This window comes from Candidatus Accumulibacter sp. ACC012 (genome assembly GCF_907163155.1).
In the GTDB taxonomy this organism is placed as follows: domain Bacteria; phylum Pseudomonadota; class Gammaproteobacteria; order Burkholderiales; family Rhodocyclaceae; genus Accumulibacter; species Accumulibacter delftensis.
Map to the genome: position 1 here is coordinate 147814 of NZ_CAJQUC010000009.1, position 21308 is coordinate 169121.

Annotated in this window: 20 protein-coding genes and 2 pseudogenes; 4 read left to right on the forward strand and 18 right to left on the reverse strand. The window is 61.0% G+C overall.

Translation table 11 applies throughout. The features are described from left to right. The first annotated feature begins 14 nt into the window (after positions 1 to 14). Positions 15 to 2585, forward strand: a complete 2571-nt coding sequence (locus QZ648_RS11485; RefSeq protein ID WP_291997106.1) for a DNA phosphorothioation-associated putative methyltransferase — start codon at positions 15 to 17, stop codon at positions 2583 to 2585. 158 nt (positions 2586 to 2743) lie between these two features. Here QZ648_RS11485 and QZ648_RS11490 read toward each other — a convergent pair whose 3' ends face one another. From QZ648_RS11490 to QZ648_RS11560, 15 genes and pseudogenes are all read right to left on the reverse strand, one after another. Continuing rightward, positions 2744 to 3733, reverse strand: a complete 990-nt coding sequence (locus QZ648_RS11490) for a tyrosine-type recombinase/integrase (protein ID WP_169068653.1) — start codon at positions 3731 to 3733, stop codon at positions 2744 to 2746. Beyond that, entirely contained in the window at positions 3730 to 4641 is a 912-nt protein-coding gene (locus tag QZ648_RS11495; protein ID WP_291997107.1) for a tyrosine-type recombinase/integrase, read from the reverse strand. The genes QZ648_RS11490 and QZ648_RS11495 overlap by 4 nt, the downstream gene beginning before the upstream one ends. Next, complete coding sequence (locus QZ648_RS11500; protein ID WP_291995983.1) at positions 4635 to 5870, reverse strand: tyrosine-type recombinase/integrase; 1236 nt, start codon at positions 5868 to 5870, stop codon at positions 4635 to 4637. The genes QZ648_RS11495 and QZ648_RS11500 overlap by 7 nt, the downstream gene beginning before the upstream one ends. Positions 5871 to 6138: 268 nt before the next feature. Further along, positions 6139 to 6489, reverse strand: a pseudogene (locus QZ648_RS11505) (integrase core domain-containing protein); the annotation flags it as partial. Between the two features lie 46 nt (positions 6490 to 6535). Next, positions 6536 to 7015: a hypothetical protein gene (locus QZ648_RS11510; RefSeq protein ID WP_291997108.1), complete on the reverse strand. Its 480-nt coding sequence runs from the start codon at positions 7013 to 7015 to the stop codon at positions 6536 to 6538. 56 nt (positions 7016 to 7071) lie between these two features. Next, a complete protein-coding gene (locus QZ648_RS11515; RefSeq protein WP_291997109.1) occupies positions 7072 to 7356 on the reverse strand; it encodes an integration host factor subunit beta in 285 nt (94 codons plus the stop codon). A 270-nt stretch (positions 7357 to 7626) separates the two neighbouring features. Beyond that, positions 7627 to 8598: a tyrosine-type recombinase/integrase gene (locus QZ648_RS11520; RefSeq protein WP_291997110.1), complete on the reverse strand. Its 972-nt coding sequence runs from the start codon at positions 8596 to 8598 to the stop codon at positions 7627 to 7629. 38 nt (positions 8599 to 8636) lie between these two features. Beyond that, entirely contained in the window at positions 8637 to 8927 is a 291-nt protein-coding gene (locus QZ648_RS11525; RefSeq protein WP_291997111.1) for a type II toxin-antitoxin system RelE/ParE family toxin, read from the reverse strand. Then, on the reverse strand, positions 8920 to 9180 hold the full coding sequence (locus QZ648_RS11530; protein ID WP_042331304.1) for a type II toxin-antitoxin system ParD family antitoxin: 261 nt from the start codon (positions 9178 to 9180) through the stop codon (positions 8920 to 8922). The genes QZ648_RS11525 and QZ648_RS11530 overlap by 8 nt, the downstream gene beginning before the upstream one ends. Positions 9181 to 9551: 371 nt before the next feature. Next, positions 9552 to 9767 (reverse strand): hypothetical protein, encoded by a 216-nt coding sequence (locus QZ648_RS11535; protein ID WP_169068305.1) that lies wholly within the window; start codon positions 9765 to 9767, stop codon positions 9552 to 9554. A 34-nt stretch (positions 9768 to 9801) separates the two neighbouring features. Further along, positions 9802 to 10467 (reverse strand): SDR family oxidoreductase, encoded by a 666-nt coding sequence (locus QZ648_RS11540; RefSeq protein ID WP_169068304.1) that lies wholly within the window; start codon positions 10465 to 10467, stop codon positions 9802 to 9804. Between the two features lie 153 nt (positions 10468 to 10620). Then, on the reverse strand, positions 10621 to 10875 hold the full coding sequence (locus tag QZ648_RS11545; RefSeq protein ID WP_211203862.1) for a hypothetical protein: 255 nt from the start codon (positions 10873 to 10875) through the stop codon (positions 10621 to 10623). A 265-nt stretch (positions 10876 to 11140) separates the two neighbouring features. After that, positions 11141 to 11260, reverse strand: a pseudogene (locus QZ648_RS11550) (DUF2905 family protein); the annotation flags it as partial. Between the two features lie 819 nt (positions 11261 to 12079). Then, positions 12080 to 12334 (reverse strand): hypothetical protein, encoded by a 255-nt coding sequence (locus tag QZ648_RS11555; RefSeq protein WP_169068303.1) that lies wholly within the window; start codon positions 12332 to 12334, stop codon positions 12080 to 12082. 1 nt (position 12335) lies between these two features. After that, a complete protein-coding gene (locus QZ648_RS11560) occupies positions 12336 to 13310 on the reverse strand; it encodes a ParM/StbA family protein (RefSeq protein WP_291997112.1) in 975 nt (324 codons plus the stop codon). 506 nt (positions 13311 to 13816) lie between these two features. Here QZ648_RS11560 and QZ648_RS11565 point away from each other — a divergent pair. Together QZ648_RS11565 and QZ648_RS11570 are read left to right on the forward strand one after the other, a co-directional pair. Continuing rightward, positions 13817 to 15100, forward strand: a complete 1284-nt coding sequence (locus QZ648_RS11565; protein ID WP_291997113.1) for an SPFH domain-containing protein — start codon at positions 13817 to 13819, stop codon at positions 15098 to 15100. A gap of 2 nt (positions 15101 to 15102) precedes the next feature. Continuing rightward, positions 15103 to 16536 (forward strand): hypothetical protein, encoded by a 1434-nt coding sequence (locus tag QZ648_RS11570; protein WP_366144125.1) that lies wholly within the window; start codon positions 15103 to 15105, stop codon positions 16534 to 16536. 290 nt (positions 16537 to 16826) lie between these two features. Here QZ648_RS11570 and QZ648_RS11575 read toward each other — a convergent pair whose 3' ends face one another. The 3 genes from QZ648_RS11575 to QZ648_RS11585 all read right to left on the reverse strand — a co-directional run bounded on the left by QZ648_RS11575 (position 16827) and on the right by QZ648_RS11585 (position 20417). After that, on the reverse strand, positions 16827 to 17294 hold the full coding sequence (locus QZ648_RS11575) for a helix-turn-helix domain-containing protein (RefSeq protein ID WP_291997115.1): 468 nt from the start codon (positions 17292 to 17294) through the stop codon (positions 16827 to 16829). A 249-nt stretch (positions 17295 to 17543) separates the two neighbouring features. Beyond that, entirely contained in the window at positions 17544 to 19622 is a 2079-nt protein-coding gene (locus tag QZ648_RS11580) for a HAMP domain-containing sensor histidine kinase (protein WP_291997116.1), read from the reverse strand. A gap of 75 nt (positions 19623 to 19697) precedes the next feature. Continuing rightward, positions 19698 to 20417, reverse strand: a complete 720-nt coding sequence (locus tag QZ648_RS11585) for a response regulator (protein WP_291997117.1) — start codon at positions 20415 to 20417, stop codon at positions 19698 to 19700. A gap of 317 nt (positions 20418 to 20734) precedes the next feature. Between QZ648_RS11585 and QZ648_RS11590 the strand changes: the two genes are divergently transcribed. Beyond that, positions 20735 to 21274, forward strand: a complete 540-nt coding sequence (locus QZ648_RS11590) for a hypothetical protein (protein ID WP_291997118.1) — start codon at positions 20735 to 20737, stop codon at positions 21272 to 21274. The last annotated feature ends 34 nt before the right edge of the window (positions 21275 to 21308 follow it).

The window sequence follows — 21308 nt, forward strand, 5'->3', positions numbered from 1 at the left end:
AGGGGAGGGTGTCGATGGGTTTGCTTCCTACCAAGGTCGTCGGCGGGCGGACCTACCTGCACGTCGATTCCCTCACCTGCCTCGACACCGACGTCGCGACGCGAGTGGCTGAGGCAGAGGGGCTGGCCGGGGTCAAGCGGCAGGTGCATTTCAATTTGGTTCGTATCGATGAAGCTGGACCCTGCATCTCACTGCTCAATTACCCCGAGTTTGCTGAGGATCCCTTCCCATCGCTGAGCGAGAGTTGGCTAGTCGATCTCGACCACTCTACGGTGAGTTACCGGACCTATGCTGAGTCGTTCAATCCGCCGATCCTGCATCGCAAGGAACTGCTGCTGCCACCGAACAACCCTATGCGCGAGGCCTACGCGGAACTGACAACCATGGCCGAGTCGATTGGGCTTTTCGACGAGCCCAAACGCATCGGTTACCGGCGCCAGTGGCTGGCGCTGGTGCGGGACAAGGGTTATCGCATCGAGGGGCACGCCTTGGTGCCACTGGGCAACGAGGAATCAGAACTTGCCGCAGTCGACGAGCAGGCGCTGCGCCACATCGGTTGGCAGGCATCACGACAGCTCACTGCCCTGGTCCGCTACGGATTTTCGGCGCCGGTGCAGTCCCTGGCGCGCTGTGGATTTCTCGATGGCCGCTACCGGCTTTTCGATTACGGTTGTGGTCGCGGTGACGATGTGCGAGGGCTGCGCGAGAATGGTCTGAACGCCAGCGGTTGGGATCCGTTTTATGCACCGGACAACCCGATCGACGCGGCGGACATTGTCAATCTAGGTTTTGTCATCAACGTCATCGAAGACTTCGACGAACGCCTGGATGCGCTCACCCGCGCCTGGTCGCTGGCGGAGCGCTTGCTCGTGGTGTCGGTGATGCTGGTTAACCAGAATGATCCGCGGGGTGAGCGCTTTCGCGACGGAGTGATGACGCAACGAGGGACTTTCCAGAAATACTTCAGTCAATCTGAAATCAAGGGGTTTCTGGAGCAAGTCCTCGACGAGGAGGCCATCCCGGTGGCTCCTGGGGTCCTCTACGTCTTTCGTGACAAGGATGCCGAGCAGCGTTTCCTGGTCGACCGCTACCGCAGCAAATTCAATCGACTGCGTGAGCCATCCCCGCGCTTGCGCGAACAGAAGCAGAAAATACGTCCGGATCGTGCGGCCGAGCGCTACAAAGCCTACCGGGAACCACTGGATCGCTTATGGGATTTATGGCTTGCGCTCGGGCGCAAGCCTGACAAGCCTGAGGTGGATGATCTGGTCGTGCTCACAGAGGGCTTTGGTTCTTTGCCCAAGGCCCTCCGCTTCCTGGAGGAACGCCACAACCTAGCTGAGATCGAGCGTGCCGCCTCCTCACGCGTCGCCGATCTGGAAGTCTATTTCGCGCTGAATCAGTTCGAGCAGCGCAAACCTTATGGCCACCTGGAACGTGGGTTGCAACTGGACGTCAAGCACTTCTTCGGCGATTATGCTGCCGCCAAGGCCAGGGGAATAGCCTTATTGTTCCAGATCGCAGACATCGAGGCCATTGATCAGGCGTGCCGTGATGCAGCGGAGCATGGATTGGGTTGCCTGGAAACGGGGCAGTCGCTGCAACTCCATGTCGGTGTTGTCGAGCAGCTTCCAGCGCTTCTACGAGTTTATGTCGGATGTGCAGCAGTGCTCTACGGCGACTACCGCAACGCCGATCTGGTCAAGATCCATACCCGATCCGGCAAAGTCAGCCTGATGCGCTTTGACAACTTCGACGGTCAGCCTCTACCTCGCATGGTCGAGCGGGTCAAGATCAAACTCCGGGAGCAGCACATTGACTACTTCGCTTATGGCGAAGAATACGAGCCACCGTTCCTCTACCACAAGTCGCGCTATCTCAACGAGGAGTTTCCAAATTACCCAGAACAGCTCGCTTTCGAGCAGGCGGTCGATGAGTTGGGACTTTTTGATTGGTCAAGCTACGGGCCAGCACCTGAGGCTTTTCTTGCTAAGTTGTCCCAACATCGTTGGAGAATCGAGGGGTTCGATCTTGTCCGTTCGAGCACGATCCCGGAGCTTGACGATCCCTGCGGTCGATTCCTGATCTTTCGGCAACTCATCGAGTGCGGGGAAACCCAGGCCTGCACGGCACTCACCAACCTGCCGCTGCAGCCCGAGAGCTACAACGCCCTCGTGGACCTGGCCGAGCATGTCCTGGATCCTGTGATCGACTATTTCGGCATGATCCGCCTGACCTACGGATTCTGCTCTCCACAACTCGCCAGACAGATTCCGGGCCGCATTGACCCAAAGCTCGACCAGCATGCCGCGCATGAGAAAAACCGCCTAGGAGAACCCGTCTGCAGTCGCTTGGGGGCTGCCGCCGATTTCATAGTGGACGATGAGAATATGCTCGAGGTGGCACAATGGATCGTCGACAATACGTGCTTTGATCGATTGTATTTTTATGGTGAGGGTAAGCCTATCCATGTCAGCTACGGGCCAAATCAGGACCGGAAGATTGTTCAAATGTTTCCCGGAAAAAGTGGGCGTTTAGTGCCTCGGGTTGTGAAAACTCTTAGCGCGGTCGCCTTGGGCGATTAATGCTTAAACGCAGAGCACGTTACTGGGATTGTAAGCCGGAACCCCAGAATATGTAGTGCACCGCATATTCGGCGATATGCAGAGTCCAGGAATATGCAGAATTGCAGGCGTGGGAGCCTTGTGCTGACGGCCATGTCGGCTCCCATCGCTCAGCATATTCAAGCGCCCCGCAGCGAGGCGATCAGTTTGTCTGGCGCCCGGAACCGTCCTTTTTTTAGTGAGAGCGGCACAACGGCGCTCATTGCATCCAGCTTTTCTGTTGGGTCCGCCCGCAAGTAAATTTCGGTCGTCTGGATGTCTGCATGGCCGAGCCAGAGCGAGACTTTGCGGATATCCCCCGTTGCCTGCAACACCATCATCGCGGCGCTGTGCCTCAGGCTGTGCGGCGAGATGTGCCGTTGCTTAAGCACGGGATATCGTTCGGCGGCCGTCTGAACGTATTTGTTGAGAATGTACTCGAAGCCGGATCGAGTTAGCGGCTGGCCGCGCGCATTAACGAACAACTCCGTCGCCGGCGCCGGACCGCGCACCGCCAACCACGCGCGCAAATCCACGCAAGTCTGCTTCCAGAGTGGGAGCAAACGTTCCCGACGGCCCTTGCCCATGATCCGCACATTGGGCGATGGTTGCCACTCGATCGCATTTATCGGCAGGTTGACCAGTTCCGAAACGCGCAACCCGGCGGAGAAGCATAGGTGGAGCATAGCGCGGTCGCGGATGCCGTCGTGGCGCTGGAGATCCGGCGCATTGAGAACGGTCTGCATCTCATCCATCGACAAATAACTGATCAAGTGGGAATCGGTGCGCTTCGCCGGGATCGCCAAAATGCGCCGGCTTTGTTCCAGCAGCGCCGGCACGCGATGCTCGATAAAGCGCATGAAGGACTTGATCGCCACCAAGCGGGCGTTACGCGTGCGCGGGCCATTGTGGCGCTCGGTTTCAAGGTGTTGCAGGAAGTCCATCACCAATTTGGCGTCGATCTGCTCAAGACTTAGCGCCGATGGCGTAAGCCGCAGTCGCTTGCCGGCAAACTCGAACAGCAACTGGAAGGCGTAGGCATAGCTGTCGCAGGTGTGCTCGCTCGCGCCACGTTGCAGGGGAAGGCGTTCGCGCAAAAAGGCGGTGATATGGGGGGCGATCGGTGTCATGGCGTTTGCTCCTCGAACAAGCGCTCGCATACGTTGACGATATCCTCCATCAATCGTGGCGAGCTTTCCAAATACCAGTACGTGCTGCTTGGGACTGCGTGACCAAGGTAGGTCATCAGTGCCAGCATGTGGCTCCCAATGTGGTCGCGAGCATGCGGGCAAGCTATCAGCGCATTCGACGCAAAGGTGTGACGAAAATCGATCAGCCGGGGCCTCGGCTGCCCTGCTTGGCGGGGAAGACCGCAGGCTGACAGGAGTTTGTGGAATGTCGGATACACTGCGTCGAGACTCAATGGACCGAGCTGTGTCGAGAGGAACATATGGTCATCATTGGTGGCAACTCGGCGGCGTTCGACCAGATATCGCTCCAGTGCCGCCTGGGTCGTCGAGTGCAACGGCACCAGCCGACTTTTTTTAAACTTCGTGTTGCGGATCACCAAGCCGTCAGCGGAAATGTCCTGGAAATGGAGGCTGATGGCTTCGGAAATACGCAGCCCGGTCGCGGCCAGCAGGCCAATCAAGGTGCTGTAGGTCTGCGCCCGTAGCGTCCCTGGCGGACCAAGGTGCAGCGCTTGCGCCATCAGCGCCTGGATTTCGTTCTCGGTATACAGATAGGGGGTTGGCCGCTGCCGCCGCGCACAATACACGCCCTGCGGCGGGATCTCGTGGCGACCATCGGTAGCATGAGCAAACCGCGCAAAGCGGATGACCATCTTCAAACGGTTGCTGCGTTGCGATTCCGACCGCCCTTGCCCTGCCCAGGCGATGGCCGTCGCGGCGACTATGACGGTGTCTCCTTGCGCACTGGCGAAGCGGACAAAGCCTCGGAGGCGGTGTTCGTCATCGACGAGAGCGAAACCGGCCGCGTGGCGAACAGCCAAATAGGTATCAAGCGCGTCCTTTAGCATGATGTCGCTCCCGGCCACGGCCTGATGACTTGCTGCAATAGTCCGATGTCGACTTTGGCGTACAAGGCGGTGGTGTCGATGCTGCGGTGGCGCAATACTTCGCCAATGACCTGGAGCGAAGCGCCTTGGCGGAGCAACCCGGTTGCCGCCGAATGGCGGAAAATATGGGAACCGAACGACAGCGCCTCGACACCGGCACGCCGGATGGCACGCGTAGCGACATGCTTGACCACGTTTCGGGTGATCGGCTCCCATGGAGCGACAGCGGTGATAAAAACGTAGACGTCGTTTACCGAGGGACGCGCTTGCCGCAAATAGTTCAAGATGGCGTCACCGACGTCCTGAGGCAAAGGCAGTTTGGCCTCATGCCGACTCTTGCCGATGACGGTAAACGTGCCGTGCAACCAATCGATATCGTCGAACTTCAACGAGGCGACGTCGCTGGCGCGCAGGCCGAGTCGTGCCAACAGCAGAAGGATGGCTTTGTCGCGGATATCGATAGGCCTTGCGCCATTGCATGCCTCCAGAACACGCTCTACGTCGGCCGGCGGCAAATAGCGGGGCAAGCTCGCCAAGCGCCATTCGGCAATGGTCGGAATGGCGGCGTCGAGGCCCGGCTGACAACGTTCAGTGGCGATCAAAAACCGAAGAAACATGCGAGCGGCTTTTACACGGGTTTGTGCAACAGCGCGGCCGTTGCGCTTGGCGTAAGTCAGAATGAAGCCGTGGAGCTTGGTGGCATTGAACTGCTCTGGTTGCGGGTCCAGCGAAGAGAGCAGGTCCATGACGTGCTGGCGATAGGTGATCAGCGTCGAGGGTTTGACGCCACGGTGAATTTGCATCCAGTGCTCGAATGCGGCCACCAGTTCCGGCGGAGCTAGCGCCGCCTTGGTAGCGACGATGCCTTGCTGGGCGCGAAGAAACTCCGTGAACTGTTTCGCGCCGCGCCAGTAGATCGAATGCTGTCCCTTCGTGCCATGCAGCCGACCCTGCTTGGCCAAATGATCGCAGAAGGTATTCCAAACACCTTCGTGCAAGGAAGTCAGGTCACCACCGGCCACCTGCATCCAGTTGGCGAAGCCGACCGCCCCAAGGAGAAGATGCCGGATGGCGTCTTTGCAATAACCCCGTTTCACCAACCAGTCAGTGAAAGGGTCTAGATAGGGACCGACAGGTCCCGCATAATACCCCGCGCGCGTTGCCGGGCGCGTGAAATAGGTCGTAAGCATACTGTCCTCCTTTGGCTAACCAACCGTTCAAGGACGACAGTAATATGCCGAGAAAACCGGCAAAAGAAACCGCTGCAACCACCTGATTTCAAGGCAAATGCTGCCGCCCTAGGAAAGAATACTCCTCATATTCCTGGACTCTGCATATCCCAGAAAATTCCGTCAATCTGAGGCGGGTAGAACGAGAAGTTGTGTCATCCGCCGGCATCTGTTAGCGGCTGCGTAGATCCGCAGAAACGGTAGATGTCAAGACAGTTGTCGCCTGAGTTCATGCTGCCATTGGCATACTCTTGCTAGTAGTGGTGACCGCTGCCACGATGCCATCCCGCTCCGGGTTGAGCGCCACGGCAGCGATAGGCGACCAATTCCGGGTATGCCGACTCCGGCGCGCCGGGTTCTTCGCACGCGCTCCATCGTAGAGCAAATGACGGGCCGCCAGGATGGCCTCATCGTCGCCGGCATGACGTTGCTCTGGCGTGACATAGCGAATGCCGCTATGGCGGTGTTCCGTGTTGTACCAGCGCACGAAGTCGCTGCCCCAGAGGCGTGCCTGCTCGATGCTCTCGAACCCCCGTGCCGGGAATTCCGGGCGGTACTTCGCCGTGCGGAACAGCGCCTCTGCGAAGCCGAGGTTGCAGCCACGAAGGGGCGGCAATAACGACTTGTTAGGCAAGTTTCGCACCAGCTTGCCGTGCCTCTGGAATGACTATTTCTTCGATGATTTCCTCTATGGCCTCAAGTGTTGATTCTGATACCTGAATTTGGCCTGCAGAGTATTGACTAGACGAGATGGCGGGCTCCGTGGTGACTTGCTGATAAGATGCGACTCGATTAAGAGCCCTACGTAACGCAGGCGTCCGCGCGCTCCAAAAAGTAGTGGGGAACGACAAGATGCCACGGCGCATCGCGGCCACTCCCATTTCCCTGCCATCAAGTCGAAACAGATACAGTAGCGTCTGACTATTACTTGGCCCTTTCCATTTAAGACCATGCTCAATGAACTTATCGTGGATACGTTGCACCGAGCCGGTTCGATCATGGCGTATCAGATCTGCCAACAAGTCTTCCTTTGCTCCCATTTTATGCCTCTTTACAGCATTAAGAAATCGTGATGACAATTCGCACGCGCGGTCGATAGCATACACCCAAGCCGCTCCAACGAGCGCTTTTAGAATACTCCTCGACCGTCTCTTCCTGGCCATTATCTGTGCGAGTCGACCTTGGTACGCAGTTCTTTCCCCGCCTGAAAGTGGGGCACCGCTTTCGCTGGAACCCGCACAGCCTCACCGGTTTTGGGGTTGCGCCCTGTACGTGGCGGCCGGTAGTTGAGCCCGAAGCTTCCGAAACCGCGTATTTCAATGCGGTCTCCCTTCGCCAGCGTGTTGCTCAGTGCTTCAAGAATGGCCTTGACCGCAAGTTCCGTATCTTTGGGGGTGAACTGTGGGAAGAGGGCAGCGAGTCGGTCGATGAGTTCGGAGCGGATCATCGGCGAATTTTACGCGGCACTTCCGCTCGGGAGCGATGGCAAACCACACAACGCCAGGCGCGATAGCATCGATGACGTATGGCAACTTCGACGCCCTCCGGATGTTGAGCGCCGTCCATTAGCTCAAGCCACGGTGGGTCACGCCTCCGGCGCGACCCAGACACCTTGCAACTCGCCGACGCGATGAGCCACGTCGGCAGGATGTCGCGGCGGAAATCAACAGCAAAAACCCAGTGGCCGGCCCTGACTGATAAATGACGAGAGCATTCGTTAGTAGGCAACTTTGAAGGTCGGGCTGTCCTCCGGCCGAGTCTTGCGGTGATCGTAAATTCGGGTCGTGGCGATGTTGGCGTGACCCAGCCACTCCTGCACCTTGGCGATGTCGGCCTGGTGGTCAAGCGCATTAGTCGCGGCGGTTGCTCGCAACGCGTGCGCCCCGATCGCGAAACCCAGCGCCGTTGAGTATTGCCGCACCAATTTGTAAACCGCGTCGGGCGTGATCGCTTTTTCCAGTCCGCCAGTAGTGCAGTTGTTGCGCAGCGGCCGGAACAGGGCGCCGACATCGTCCGCGCCATGCCCTGCGATCTCAAGATAGTCACCAATCAAACCGCTAGCAGCGGGGTGCAGCGGGATATAGCGGATCTTGCCGCCCTTGCCGAACACCTTCAGGTGCGGCACGCCGCGCCGCTCGTGTTTGAAGTCCTTGACCTTCAGCCGGCACAGCTCTTCGCGGCGTAGCGCGTGATAGAGCAGGGTGGCCAGCAGGGCGCGGTCGCGCTTGCCCTTGATCGATACGCCGTCGGGCGCGTCCAGCAGCTTGCGCGCCTGATGGTCGCCGAGGGCCGGGGTCTTGCCTTCGTAGCTTTCCACCGGCGGGCGCTTGACGCCCTTGACCGGGTTATGGGTCACGGCGTTCTTCTCGCACAGGGACTCGAACAGCGACGACAGCGCCGCCAGGCGATGCCGTACGGTCATGCCGCTCAAGGCGCGCTGCACCAGGTCGTCGCGCCAGGCGATGACATGGGCGCGGGTGACGGTGCGAAATTCCTCGGGCTTGGCGATACCGGTGAACTTCATGAAATCCCCGAGGGCGTTTTCGTAAGCACGGCGGGTGGCCTTGTTGCCGAGATTGGCGAACCATTCGATTTCGGGGGGGACGTCGGCCAGGCGCTGGAACCGTTCGGCGGTCAGGAGCCGGGAAGCAACGGCCGGGAGGACGGGGAGGGGGCTGGTGTCGCTCACGGGGAGGTCGTCCAATCCTTCGACAAGATCACGCCGGGTCATAGATGGCTTTTGACATCCATGGCGTCGTGAAGCACGCGAACGATCTCAAGACGCTGACCGTTGCGACGATAGAACACCAGGTGACGTTTCACATGCAGCCGCCGGTAGCCCGCCCGGATAGGATCGTACGGCGTTCCCAGCTCGGGAAACTTCAGAAGCCCCTGGATCTCCCGATCGAGGTCGTACAGGTATTGATCCGCTTGCGCGGCGCCCCATTGCTGAACGGTGTAGCGCCAGATGTCCTTGAGGTCGCGGCGGGCGCGCGGGCGAACAAGCAGTTCAAGCATCCACGGAACCGCTCTTGGCCTCCTGGCGTGCCTCCTCGATGATCGACGCCATCGCGAAGGGTACCGGTTCGCCGCTCGTCTCGCCCTCGACCAGGGCCTGACGCAACGCGCTCACTTTCTGTTCGTGCTCTTCGAGCAGCCGCATCGCGGCGCGCACCACTTCGCTCTTGGACTCGAAGCGTCCGGCATCGATCTGCTGGGCGATGAAGCCCTCGAAGTGTTCACCCAGGGTGACGCTGGTGTTTCTCGGCATGGCGGGTCCTTTCTGGGCTGCTTTTGTGTATTAGATACTAATACAGCGGCGTTCTGTCGAGCGCAACAGCTTCCATGCATCTTACTATTGATAAAATAGGTTATCGAACGTAAAACCAAGCCGCGATCTGGCCTGCGGGCCTGGGCGAGTTGGCGACGCAGGCGGTCGTTCTCCCGCGTGAGCTGATCAAGTCGCCGGGCCTCGGCCAGCGCGGGGTCGGCCTTTCGTCCGCGCCTCTGTGGTTCGAATGCGGCCTGTTCGATTGCCGCGCGCTTCTTGCGCCAGGTGGAGAGAAAGGATGAATAGATCCCCTCCCGGTGCAGCAGGGCGTCAATTTCGCCCAAATTCGTGCAGCCGCGAACAATCTGCCGCTAGCGGGCCAACGCCGATCGCGTTACGTGCGCAACGGCCGTCGTTCTGTCAGCCAAAATACTGCCTGTATTCAAAGCGATCGCCGCAAGCTTTTCGCCGGCCGAAAACAACGTCATGTCGAGCCATTTCAAGCCGCTGCCCGAGGTTTCCGCCAGCTTGACCACATCTGGATCGTCGGACGGTTGCTCTAACGTCCATTCGCAGAACGACGCCATTTGCCAGCACGACCGGGGTGCCCGGATCCCAGTCTTACCACGGCAGGATTTCGCCATTCTGGTGCAGGAATCGTCCGGTGGTCTCGAGTTCGAGCTCGTCGATGCGCTGCACGAGCCCGCGAACAGACTCGTCCGTCTCGATCATGCCCTGGCCGCCGGTCATCTCGGTGCGCACCGCGCCCGGATGCAATATGACTACAGCGACCCCTCGGGGTTTGAGGTCGTGCGCCAGGGAGACGCCGGCCGCATTAAGCGCCGCCTTGCTCATACGGTAGCCGTAGTAGCGCCCGGAGGTGTTGTCGCTGATGGAGCCCATGCGACTGGTGATGAGCGCGACCTTCGAGCCTGGATGAAGGCGCGAGGCGAGAGCCCGCGTGAGAAAGAGCGGCGCGATGGCGTTGAGTTCGAACTGCGCGCGCACCGCGTCGAGATCAACATCTTCGAGCGAGTCGCCAACGAGCAGGCCCGCGTTCTGGACCAAGAAGAGGTCAATGTCGTCGTGTGCGAGGCGTTCGGCGAGCTTTGACAACGCTGCAGGCTCAGTGACGTCAATCTCGCATTCGACACGCACTCCGAGCGCGTCGAGCTCCGGCGAGCTCTTGCGACACACCGCAACCACGATCGCTCCGCGTGCATTGAGCTGCCGTGCGAGTTCGAGACCGATCCCACGATTTGCACCTGTGACGACTGAAACACCCATACCGTTCCTCCTCTTCGATCCGCCTCGAACCCGGCCGGTAGGCGGCCCTCGCTTGCAGCCCTGGCACCTCTTCTCGGCAGAAGAGGATAGGGTCGTTAACTGCGAGAATAGGACAGTTTGAAATCAGAAGCCAGAAGCATCACCCAGCCAAGATCAGCCACCATTGCTCCCGAACTGCAACCTCTGCCTCGCCCACTCCACCGGAAATTGCTGCATCAAATCTCTCAAGGTCAGATGTGCTGGCTGTTTCCCCGCAAGACAGGTCCCGTGCAGGACAGCATTGATGTCGTCCGCTTTCAGCCGCTCCAGCTTGCCGCACACTTCCCCGGTTGGCAGCGCGACCACCTCGATGCCCTTCTCCTCGCCGGCGTCAGAGACAGCGGGCATGATGGGCAACGCGCCGTACATCCCCGTTCCAATGTACAGTCGTTTCCGGTGCCAAGGGATGGCTTCTTCGGCGGAAAGGGTGTAAGTCCATACGCTGCGTGATAGGTCTTCGAGGGCCCCTTCGCCCGCTTTCGGATACGTCCCTGTTCGATGACGACATCGTAGACGTAACGCGCGCCCTCAACCTCGATCTCGCCAAAACTCTGCATGTGCATCTTCATCGCTGGCACTCCTGGGAAGAAAGACGCTTTCAGTAAAGGTCTCGCGTGTAGCGGTAGCGGTGAGGTCAAGTCTTTTTGTCAGCCGCGACAGTCGATACCAGGAGAAGCGTCTTCAGCGGGACGGAGAAGCTGAAGTTCTTCCGGTCGTTGGAGAAGTCGCCCGGGAAGCGACCCCATGGAGTCTTCGACGAAGGCCAAGCGAGTTACCAGCGCGTGGCGATTGCTCGTTTTCTGGCGATCGAAAAACGGGTGCGCCATCGTTTGACGTACCAAGCTTGGCAGGTGGTCGGGGGCTTCCCGCTGAAAAGCGCTCAAGGCGATTCGCTCGATTGCCGCAGAGCCCTGCGCCAGGCCGTTCCCTCACCCGGGAAGTGGGCTTTGCATGCGACATCTCGAACCTCGTTCTCGTCGTTCTTGTCCGTTAATGTGAAACAACGCAATCTTGGGGCGCAAAAAAGCATCGCCGACGATGACGTCGCGATGCCAGGAAAAGAGCCGGGCGGACCCACTCTGATGCCTCTGTCAAGCACCACCCCTGGTGCCTCTAACTTTGGTCGACGAGCAGACCGCGCTTCAATATGTTTCATGATACGGGGTGGCTGCCGGCTCTGCAATGATCGTTAAGGGCATCTTGCGGAAAAGCGCAACGCCAGGGAAGGGCCCACCCAGTCAAGCCGCGAACGTCCGCTAGAGTTCTTGTTGCGCAAAATCGGGACCGTTGGCTTCTGTCCCCAGAACCTGCTGGTAACGCTGTGGGTAAGCGGTGGATAAACCGCGGATAGCTGCCTTGGCCCGGCCTCCGCCAAGCGAAACGCTCCGCCGCCCAAGAATTAGGCGTTGCCAGCAACCAATTAGACCGCGCGTCGGCTCGGTTGCGAGGCGCGCACAACGTTCTTTTCGGGTGCTCGCAGGCTTGCGGGACCACAGGGTCGGTCGGGCGTCGGCGGCAAACCGAGCTTTTCTCGGGGCTGCTCATCGCACCGGAACGCTCGTGCTGCTCGGGGTTACAGCCCCTCAGCCAGTTTCCGAATGATCGTATTCGCCGACTGCTTCCCATCGGCTGCCTCTCCCTCCATCGGATGCTGCAAGTTCGCCGGAGCCTGACCTCGTGACGAACCCTGACGCAAGTCCCTCAAGCCGATCATGGCCAGCACTCTGAGCCGTTCTGCCCGCTCTCGTATCGCGACGGTACCAAGATCGGCAAGCAACTCCGGGTAGGTGCCCGTCGGAATCTTCACCACAATGCGCAGCGACGACATCTCAAGCGCCCATCCGCCAGAACCCGCGCACGTTCGCAAAAACCGGCGCCTCCGGCGTCGACACCTTGAGCTGCGGGAACGCGTCCTTGATCGCCTCCTCAAAGAACCCCGCGCCGCCGCCTACCAGCAGCACCAGGTCAGCGCTCGCGTTCTCCTTCCGCAGGGATTCTCGCAAGCGGGTGGTGACGATCGGCCCGACCTTGTCGGCAGCCTTCTTCAGGTAGGGCGCGACTTCGACCCGCTCGCCGAGAAGGCGGACCTGCGCGTGTCCTTTGCGGAGCGTGTGCTCCAGACGTTCTCTGCCGACGTTGCCCCCAAAATCCTGCGCGATCAGGCGAACGGCTTCGTCGAGGATCACCGAAGACGCCTCCAGGCTCGTGCCACACGACTGGCGCCGCAGCTCGCCGTTACTGATCAGAACCCAGTCGACCGAGAAAAATCCGGGGTCAACGACTAGCACCCGGCTATCCTCGATTTCCGAGGCATCCGGCAATCCCCAGACGTAGTCGACGAAGCCTCCCACGGGTTGCGGGACGACCTTGACCTGGTTCACCGTGATCTTCCGCCGCGGCGTGATTTGGTGCTCTCCCCGCATCTGCCCGGCCAAGCGCTCGCGCAACTCGGGGTTGAGATATTGAGTGACCGGAAGCCCGGTGACGACGCGATTGATCTCGTCACGCTCGGCGAGCAGAAGCGCGGCATGGAAGAGGGCGCGATAAGAGGCCGTCGACGGGTAGTCCTCGTGCAACTCGCGACTCCATAGCTCGGCGCGATCCGGCGATAGACCGGCGACAAACGGTTCCCCGTTGACCAGCACGCGCAAGAAATCTTCCTCGCCGTTGCTGGCAATCTTTTCTCCGAGCCGGTCGGCCGGCGCAGCGCCAGCGGGTCGCAGCAGAACCCGGGGTTCGCCGCCGGGGTCACCGCAGGCCAACTTGAGGTTGGAATAGCCGATATCGATTCCGAGAACTGTCATGTCAGGTTTTCTCCTGGGTCACGTCATTGACCAGCGCGCCCGGAAGTGGGCAGCGAAGCCTGGCAGACGTACTGCAGGAAACCTGCAGGCACACAAGAGGAGCGTTCAACGTTCCTTCGCGCGTTCAGTGCGCCGCCAGTGCACCTGATGCTATGGAAACGGTCGGCCCAGCGGCATTCGAAAAGCGACCACGGAGGACGCATTTCGCCGAGGCAGGGGAGGGTTCTTCAGCGGCCAGCCGCCTGCATACACTGCAGCCTCTTCCGCTTGACCGGTGCGTTCACGGCCAGGTTGTGAAGATTTGTTCACACCCCTGAAGAAATGACGACGTCCCGGTAGAAAAGCCGCCGGCCTGTTACTAAACTGCCCCCGCGCCGCCTTTGAACCCTCCACGGCACATGGACGACCATGGCTTCCATGCCGAACCGGGTACGGACTGATCTTCCCGACCCCACGGCGGGGCACTTGTCCCTTTCATCGAAGATCAGCCCGTGGGGAGAAACATCATGTCGGAACAGCTCACAAAGATCGCTCAAAACGTTCGCAACGCGCTGGGTAGCGCGGCTACTGGTGTCGGTTCGCTGGCTACCAACTGCGGCAGCGCCATCCACCGTCACGCCTTTGGTCTCACCACGCTCGGTGTGCTCACCGCCGGCGGTTATGCTCTCTACACGAATCCCCCGGTGCAGAGCATCGGTCGTGGGGAAGTCGGCATCCGCCTCAATCAGCTCACCGGCGACTCGGTCGAAGTGCACGAAGGTGCCGCGGTCGTCATTCCCCATCTGCACGAGCTGCGCCGCTTCTCGCTGCGCGACCAGGTCTATCGCCCGATCGATGGACTCGAAGCCAACGGCCCGGCGCCTTTCCAGTCGGTAGAGGGGCTCTCGCTGGGCATCGACATCTCGGTGCGCTACGCGCTCGACCCGAAACAGATCGTGGCCGTGGCCAGGAACCTGCCCGAGGACGTCAGTGGTGAGATCGTCGAGCCGGTGGTGCAAGGCGTGCTCTACAAGACCCTGTCCCGCTACACCGTACGCGAGATTTTTTCCAGCAAACGCCAGGCCATCCAGGAGTCCATTGAGGGTGAACTGAAACCCCGCCTGGCGGCTGACGGGATTGTTCTGGAGTCGGTGACTCTGGGCAAGGTGGACCTGCCGCGCGACTACCGGTCGGGCATGGAAACCCTGCTCGCCGAAGAGCTCGCCAGCGAAAAAATGCGCTACACGCTGGAACTCAAAGACAAGCAGGTCAAGCAGAGCGAACTCGAAGCCCTGGCCCAGAAAATTCGCCGGGAAACCGCCGCCGAGGCCGCCGGCCAGGAGCAGATCATCGCCGCCAGGGCGCAGGCTGAAGCGATGAAACACGTCCTGCCTTTCAAACAGAAACAGATCGAGCAACGCGGCTTAGAGGCCGAGGCCGAGAAGGTGACTCGCATCAAGGGCGCCGAGGCCAACGCCCAGTCGCGTCGCATCGAGGCAGCCGGCGAAGCCGACTCGCGCCGGCAACTTGCTGACGCCGAAGCGTATCGGAAGGAACGCCTTGGTAAGGTGGCCAGCGAACAGTTGGCGCGTGACGGCGCGCTGATCGACAAGCATCCGCTGCTGATCCAGAAAACGATGGCCGACAAGCTTTCCGACAAGATCTCGGTGATCATCGCCGCACCGCCCCGCGATGGCGGCTTCATCGGTGCAACGCTGCTTGGTAGCGGCACGGCGGCGCGTGCGCCGGCAGCAGGCCGTGGGGCGTCGGACGATCTGGCGGCAGACGAAAGTGGCGAGGGAGGACAATGACCATGCTCGCCACCGCACTCACCGTCATCGCCATCGTCACCCAGGATCAGGCCGGACTGCGGGCTGCCCCGCGGGAGAGCGCCGCCCAGCACGCCGTCCTGTGGCAGGGTGACAGCCTGGAAATCCGTGGAGCCAAGGGCGATTACCTGCAGGTCTACGACCACCGCCGCGAGCGCGCCGGTTACGTCCTATCGAGCCAGGTTCGGCCGCAGTCGCTGAAGCCGGAGAGCGCTCCCGAACTTCTCGCCGTGGTCCGTTTTCTGCGCGACACGCCCGGAGAGGAATCCTTGGGCATCAGCTATGCCGCTGCTTATCTCAAGGCAGCGCCGACGGAAGCCATCGATGGCGAAGTGTTCGATGCACTCGGCACCTTCGCCGAACGCCTTGCCCGACGCGCAACCGGCCGCCAGGCGAAAGGACCCGACACCGCCGTCGGCGAGCATCTCGAAGTCGCCGCCGCGTATGGCGTGACCATGGTCAGCTTCGAGCGTGACGAGAAGATCCAGCTCTGCTATGACGGCGACGCCTTCCGCCGTGTCCTGGCGCTGCCGGCATCCGATCTACAGAAAGCCCTGGCGGCGCTGGCGCTCACGCGTCACGACTGCGTCTCACCGAGGCTGACGCCGGTCGAGCGATTCGCCCTCGACAACTGGCGGGCCGAAGTGCTGGACCGGATCGACACGTCCCGGCTCCCGGATGTCCTGAAGAACCGCCTGCACCTGCGCAAGGCCGGTGTCTGGGCAAGTCTCGCGTGGCAGCGGGCGAGACGGTCCGAACTCGGTGTCGCAGCCGTCGCCGAGGCAGCCAACCGCGCGGTGGACGAACTGGCGCTAATCAACAAGAGCGAGTTGGCGGAGACGGATGCCGCGACCTATAGCGACGCTGCGCTTCGCGTCGGCGCTTCGCGCTGGGCGGCCGAGCCCGGGCTACCTCTCGACCCAATCAAGGCGCCGGTCGGTCTCGGCGTCGCGACCACTCCCGGTGAGCCAGGCGAGACCTGCGTGCATCTGGTCGATGCCCGCCACGACGTGAAGAACCCGCTGCTCACCCGCTGTACCTACGGCATCGTCTGGTCGGCGTCGGCGGCAGCCCATCCTCAGGGTGGCGCCCTGACGTTGGCCGTGCAACCGCTCGATACTTGGCGCGAGATGTGGGTCTTTCGCCAGGAACCGACGGGCTGGATCGTCGATGTCGTCCCGCCGGCCACCGACACGCCCGACCTCGGCTACGTCGAGTTCGCGGGTTGGGTGCCAGGGCACACGAAACTGCTCGCCGCCCGCGAGGCGAAGGTCGACGGCCGCTACAAGATCCGTTTCGAGCTGGTGAACCTGTCCAGCCTGGAGGTCGAGCGCTGGGCTGACAAACCGAGTTCGCTGTCGGTCTTCTACCGGTCTCAGGCGCCGGCGTGGAAGGCGCGGACAGTGAGCATTCGCTGAGGTTTTCTGGAGGGGACGCGGCCCAGACCCGCGGGTGCTATTTCCCGATATCCTCCTTCATGCCATGGATCGCGACCGAACGGGTCACGATCCATGGCTCGCTGCACTTCGTTCGGCCTGAACCTCGCGGGCATCGGCGAACGGTGTTCGTTCGGCAGGCGACGATTGACGTTTCATCTGCCGCGGGTGGCTTGAAACACCCTGCTGGTCGGTGAAAAGGTGCGGGTTGCGGTAACCGCGGGCCGAAGGATCGGTTGGGTCTATTCCCGCGGCTCAATAGTCATGGCACGTTAGTACAGGTCGACGGTCAAGGCCGCAAGGTGTTCCGGTGTCGCGCGATCCCCCTGGGCTTCAAGGACAGCCTTCAGGATGCCCTCCAGCACGGCAGGGTCGAGTGACGGTGTTTGCGGCTCTTCGGCATCGCCGGCGTTTTTAGAGTCCGTGGCGTAAGCCGCGCTGACTTGGGCTGTGACGCGCCGGCCACGGCCGGTCGCGAGCCAGTCAAGGGTGACGCCCCCGGCGGCGGCAATGGCCAGAGCCTTGTCCAGAGATGGCATTCGCCCGTCGCTGATGTACGTCCGGAGGACGGATTCCGCGAGGCCACATCGCTTGGCAAAAGATGCAACCGACCCCGGTCTGATGAGCACCTTCAAACGGGCTGCAAGCGCGCCCGATTCGACTGCAGGGATTGACAGTCGGTCGTTGCCCTGTTCAGACGCTGTTCCATCCGGCGGTGGCTCCCCATCGGTCTTGCTCATGTCGCTCCCTTCAAAACCGGCGCTTTTGAGGCCGCGAAGCCAGAGGACCGGGCCGAGTGCCGTTGAGGCGAGGGCCGCTGGTTGTTCGTGTCCTGCATTTCTTTTCGCGACTTATGCACTCGCAAGCGCCTCGATCGTCACCGTCCGGGATGATCGGTCAAGGCTGGTGCTGGATTCTCGGCTCTATATTAGCGCTGCGGTGGAATGACAGAAGCACGCGATCGTCTTCCTGGAACCCGTTGGGGGACCTTACTGCGCCCCTCCAACCCGCATCCGCTGTAATGTCAGCACGAAACTCACGCCATCTTCCACGTTGCGAACGGTGATTGTCCCGCCCATCTTGGCCATGTACGTCTTGGCGACGAAGAGACCTTGGCCGCGGTTACCGTTGGCGCCGGCTTCCGCATGCTCGGAAACGCCGTACTCGAAGATCTTGTCCAGGAAATCCTCAGCAATGGGCTGGCCGACGTTGTGAATGATCACCGTCGCTGTGGTCTCCGTGGTCTCCAGGGTGAGCGTGATCGGCGTGCCGGGCTGACGGTAGCGATCGGCGTTCTTGAGGATGTGCGAGAAGACGTCTTCGAGGGGGAACTCGTCGGCGCGTACCCACACCGGTTGGTACGCAGCGGCGCAGCGCACGTCGACAAAACCGGCGTTGTCAGCGACATTTCGCAGAAGCTTGGCGATGTCGATCGCCTGCACCTGCAGCGCCGAGGACTGAAAGGCTTCGCTTGGACTGGCGTTGCCGTAGAGCACACGCACCGCCTGCTGCATGCGATTGATGTAGCGGTAGCTGGGGTCGTCGGCGTGGCCATGCAGCACCAGGAGCGATTGTAGCGGCGACATGATTTCGTGACCAACGGCGTGCCACATGTCCCGTTCCTGCTCGGCGCGTATCCTTTCCCGCTCGGCGTCTTCCTTCACTCGCCGCAGCAGGTCGTTGAGGCAGTTGGCGAGGATGCCCAACTCGTCGCTGCCGCGGAGATCCGCCAGATCGAAGCGCTGTAGGCCGCCGATGGCCTTCACGCTCCTGGAGAGCGCGCTGGAACGTCGCGTGAGACGGGATATGCGCCGGACGACGCCGGTCTCGATAACCAGCCACGCCAGCGCGATGGCCAGCAGCATGGCACCGACAAACCAGGAAACGCGCGAGGCGACGGCGCTCAGGATCTTGTTCACACTGCGTGCATCCCCGTGGAACAGAATTCGATAGCTGCCCATGGGCGTCACCACCTCGTCGGCGAGTTCGACCGGGGCGTCGTAACGTTCCACCGGCAATTTGCGAATCAGGCGGGTGAGTAGTGGTGAAGGCTCCTCCAGGACCTCGTCCTTGCCATGCAGTTGCACCAGATGGGTAGGCTCACCGCGGTCGGCCTTCTGAATCGTCAGGGTTTCGCCGGGCAGAAGAAGAGCCGTCAGGTCGTTGAGGGAAAAGGGCGGGACGGCACCGTCCTCGTTGCTGTCGAAAATCGCCGCACCGTCGCCGGGTGGCAGTATTTCCACGCGGACCTGAAACTGGTCGAGGTCTGGTGGCGGCCACTGGGGCTTTTCCGGCTGGAAGAGCGCATCGCGCAGCACGTCAATCGGCAAGCGTAGCGAGAAGAACGATTTCTTATCGCAGTTCTCGTCGCTCTCCTTGGCGGCGTCAAGGCACCGACCGCTCTGCCATACCCAGCCGCGGAATTCTTTCACCGGCATCTCGCCGGTGTAGTCCCGGTCGTCCAGTTCCACGTAACCCGTGAAACGACCTCGCATCCCCGACGCGCGCCGACGCTCGTCACGGCTCGGGACTTCGAAGGGCGCGACCCAGCGGTAGGTCTCTCCGCGCAGGCTGACCACCACCCGTAGGCGGTGAGCGCCATCGAGGAACTCGTTGCCAATTCGGTGAGGCAGCAGCGTGCTGCTGACGAAAGTGCCTGCCGCATAGATGAAGCCGCCGGCCCAGGGGTTGTTGGCAATCGCCACGCACAGGCTGCCGTAGTTCTTGTACTGGACCAGGCAACCGGCCATTTCTACAGCATGGCGGACCTTGCCCTGATCATCGAAGTCGATGGCCGAGAAGGGCAGCATCACCGGGCGTAGCGGTGTCACGGGACCGTCGCCGCGCGGCGGGTTGAGCAGTGCCAACTGCCCAGCTGGGTGGCGCAGGCGGGCGACGATCTGTTCCTTGGTCTTGGCGAAGCTCGTTTGATAGTTGTCGTAACTGCGCTGCTTTTCCTCCTGCAGCACTGCGACCGCCATGGCCACCACAGCCAGCGCAAGCAGCAGGAAGGAGGTCCGAAAGAGGATGCGCAGCCGGAACGACGCCAGCCAGGCCAGCGGTTTCATTCCGGCGACCTCACCGAAGAGGCGTAGCGATGCGCCGGGTTGCGGCGGAGGAATCTCCTGCTGCCCATCACCCGCTTACCGGTCGCTTGCGCCGGTGGCGGTCGGGTCTGACCATCGGAAGCCGCGCATGGGGATGTTCTCGATACGGTCGAACGCTTCGTCCAGTTCACGAAAAGCTTCGCGGATGCTGCTGATGTGTTTACGGATGTTGTCCCGACTCCGGCCGCTTTTGACCACCTGGGCCAGTTCTTCGTAAGAGACCACCTCGCCACGTTTCTCGTAGAGCGCGGCGAGGATGCGCTGGGCGGTCAGTGGCAGGTTGATTCGTTGTCCCCGCCATAGGGGCGTGCTCTGCCGCAGGGGATCAATGGAGAGTTCGTCGCTGGCAGCCAAGGGCGGCTTGACGCTTGCACGCTGTCGGACGGCGCGCAGGATTTCCAGGAAGGTATCGATGAACTCGGCTTCCTCGAAGGTGGCCTTCTGCAAGTAATCCCAGGCATCCAGTGCCTTCATGATGCCGCGGTAGATGGTGGCGGGCATCGCCGAGACCACCAGCACCGGTGTACCGCTGGTGCGCCTGTTGATGGCGTTGATGATCGCAACACCCGCGTGACGCTCCCGCCCCAGTTCGATATCCAGCACCACCAGGTCGTACTGCACGCGAGCCAGGGCGGCTTCCGCATCGTCGCGGGTGAACCACTGCTCCACGGTGATGCCCGGGTGCGCGGAAAGAATCCATTCCTTGAGTTGATTGCTGGTGGGAATGTCGTCTTCGATGACGGCCACTTTGAACATGGGGCGCTCCGATCCTGTTTTCCAGAAGTATCGCTATTTTTGACGGAGAAAGCACCGCCGTCGTGTGAAGGTTTCTTCACACGTGTGACGGTTTGTTCACGCGTGTGACGGTTTGTTCACGCGTCGGAAGAAGCGCGAATGTTGCGGAACAAACGGGTTGGGCTGGCTACCGAAGTCGCCCGGTGGCGGCATGGAATCCTCCACCGCATGTCCGGCACCATGGGGGTCATGAGCAAACGGAAGGCAGCTGGATCATGGCGCCGCAAGAGGGTCAAGAACCCACGCACCGGAAACGCATGACAGGGAAGGGAGCCACCATGTCGGATCGTCTGAGGAACCTCGTTTTCATCCCACTGTACATCCTGGCAATGCCGGCCGTTGACGAGTCTCTGACCGGCAGAGGGCACCTATCGTCGATCAGCGCGTTCGGGATGGAGCAGGAAAACCTGGCAGTGGTACCGCAGGAACCCTGCAGGGATACCAAGCGGATTTTGAGCGTTTTTGCCCACGATCTGTGCACCGCCAGAGCACCTGGCCGCATGCGACGCGAGCGTATTCACTGTCAGGTTCGAAATGCGACCGGGAAGGACGTATCTCGGCCGCAAGGGGAGGCGGCTGGTGCCTACGATTGCACCCACCATGCCCTATTACATAAGGATTGGTTGGGCTGCAGCCTTATGAAAGAAAAAGCCTGCTCATTTGCCTGGAATTACCCCCTGGGGGACATCCTGCGAGGCCTTGAAACCGGCCGAATAGGCGAAATGACCATCCTTGGTGACCGGGAAGGGCGCTTGGCTTTAGTCACGACGGGGGTTTCGCGATATCCGGGTGTCGGCGTTTTGGTCGATTTTTCATAAGGATTGGTGGGGTGACGAATCCTTATCTTTAAGA

Bases quoted from the DNA above. Each gene is read 5' to 3' on its own strand.
- QZ648_RS11485 (WP_291997106.1), top strand. From the start codon at position 15: ATGGGTTTGCTTCCTACCAAGGTCGTCGGCGGGCGGACCTACCTGCAC.
- QZ648_RS11490 (WP_169068653.1), bottom strand. From the start codon at position 3,733: ATGACACCGATCGCCCCCCATATCACCGCCTTTTTGCGCGAACGCCTT.
- QZ648_RS11495 (WP_291997107.1), bottom strand. From the start codon at position 4,641: ATGCTAAAGGACGCGCTTGATACCTATTTGGCTGTTCGCCACGCGGCC.
- QZ648_RS11500 (WP_291995983.1), bottom strand. From the start codon at position 5,870: ATGCTTACGACCTATTTCACGCGCCCGGCAACGCGCGCGGGGTATTAT.
- QZ648_RS11515 (WP_291997109.1), bottom strand. From the start codon at position 7,356: ATGATCCGCTCCGAACTCATCGACCGACTCGCTGCCCTCTTCCCACAG.
- QZ648_RS11525 (WP_291997111.1), bottom strand. From the start codon at position 8,927: ATGCTTGAACTGCTTGTTCGCCCGCGCGCCCGCCGCGACCTCAAGGAC.
- QZ648_RS11530 (WP_042331304.1), bottom strand. From the start codon at position 9,180: ATGCCGAGAAACACCAGCGTCACCCTGGGTGAACACTTCGAGGGCTTC.
- QZ648_RS11535 (WP_169068305.1), bottom strand. From the start codon at position 9,767: ATGGCGTCGTTCTGCGAATGGACGTTAGAGCAACCGTCCGACGATCCA.
- QZ648_RS11540 (WP_169068304.1), bottom strand. From the start codon at position 10,467: ATGGGTGTTTCAGTCGTCACAGGTGCAAATCGTGGGATCGGTCTCGAA.
- QZ648_RS11545 (WP_211203862.1), bottom strand. From the start codon at position 10,875: ATGTACGGCGCGTTGCCCATCATGCCCGCTGTCTCTGACGCCGGCGAG.
- QZ648_RS11555 (WP_169068303.1), bottom strand. From the start codon at position 12,334: ATGTCGTCGCTGCGCATTGTGGTGAAGATTCCGACGGGCACCTACCCG.
- QZ648_RS11560 (WP_291997112.1), bottom strand. From the start codon at position 13,310: ATGACAGTTCTCGGAATCGATATCGGCTATTCCAACCTCAAGTTGGCC.
- QZ648_RS11565 (WP_291997113.1), top strand. From the start codon at position 13,817: ATGTCGGAACAGCTCACAAAGATCGCTCAAAACGTTCGCAACGCGCTG.
- QZ648_RS11570 (WP_366144125.1), top strand. From the start codon at position 15,103: ATGCTCGCCACCGCACTCACCGTCATCGCCATCGTCACCCAGGATCAG.
- QZ648_RS11575 (WP_291997115.1), bottom strand. From the start codon at position 17,294: ATGAGCAAGACCGATGGGGAGCCACCGCCGGATGGAACAGCGTCTGAA.
- QZ648_RS11580 (WP_291997116.1), bottom strand. From the start codon at position 19,622: ATGAAACCGCTGGCCTGGCTGGCGTCGTTCCGGCTGCGCATCCTCTTT.
- QZ648_RS11585 (WP_291997117.1), bottom strand. From the start codon at position 20,417: ATGTTCAAAGTGGCCGTCATCGAAGACGACATTCCCACCAGCAATCAA.
- QZ648_RS11590 (WP_291997118.1), top strand. From the start codon at position 20,735: ATGTCGGATCGTCTGAGGAACCTCGTTTTCATCCCACTGTACATCCTG.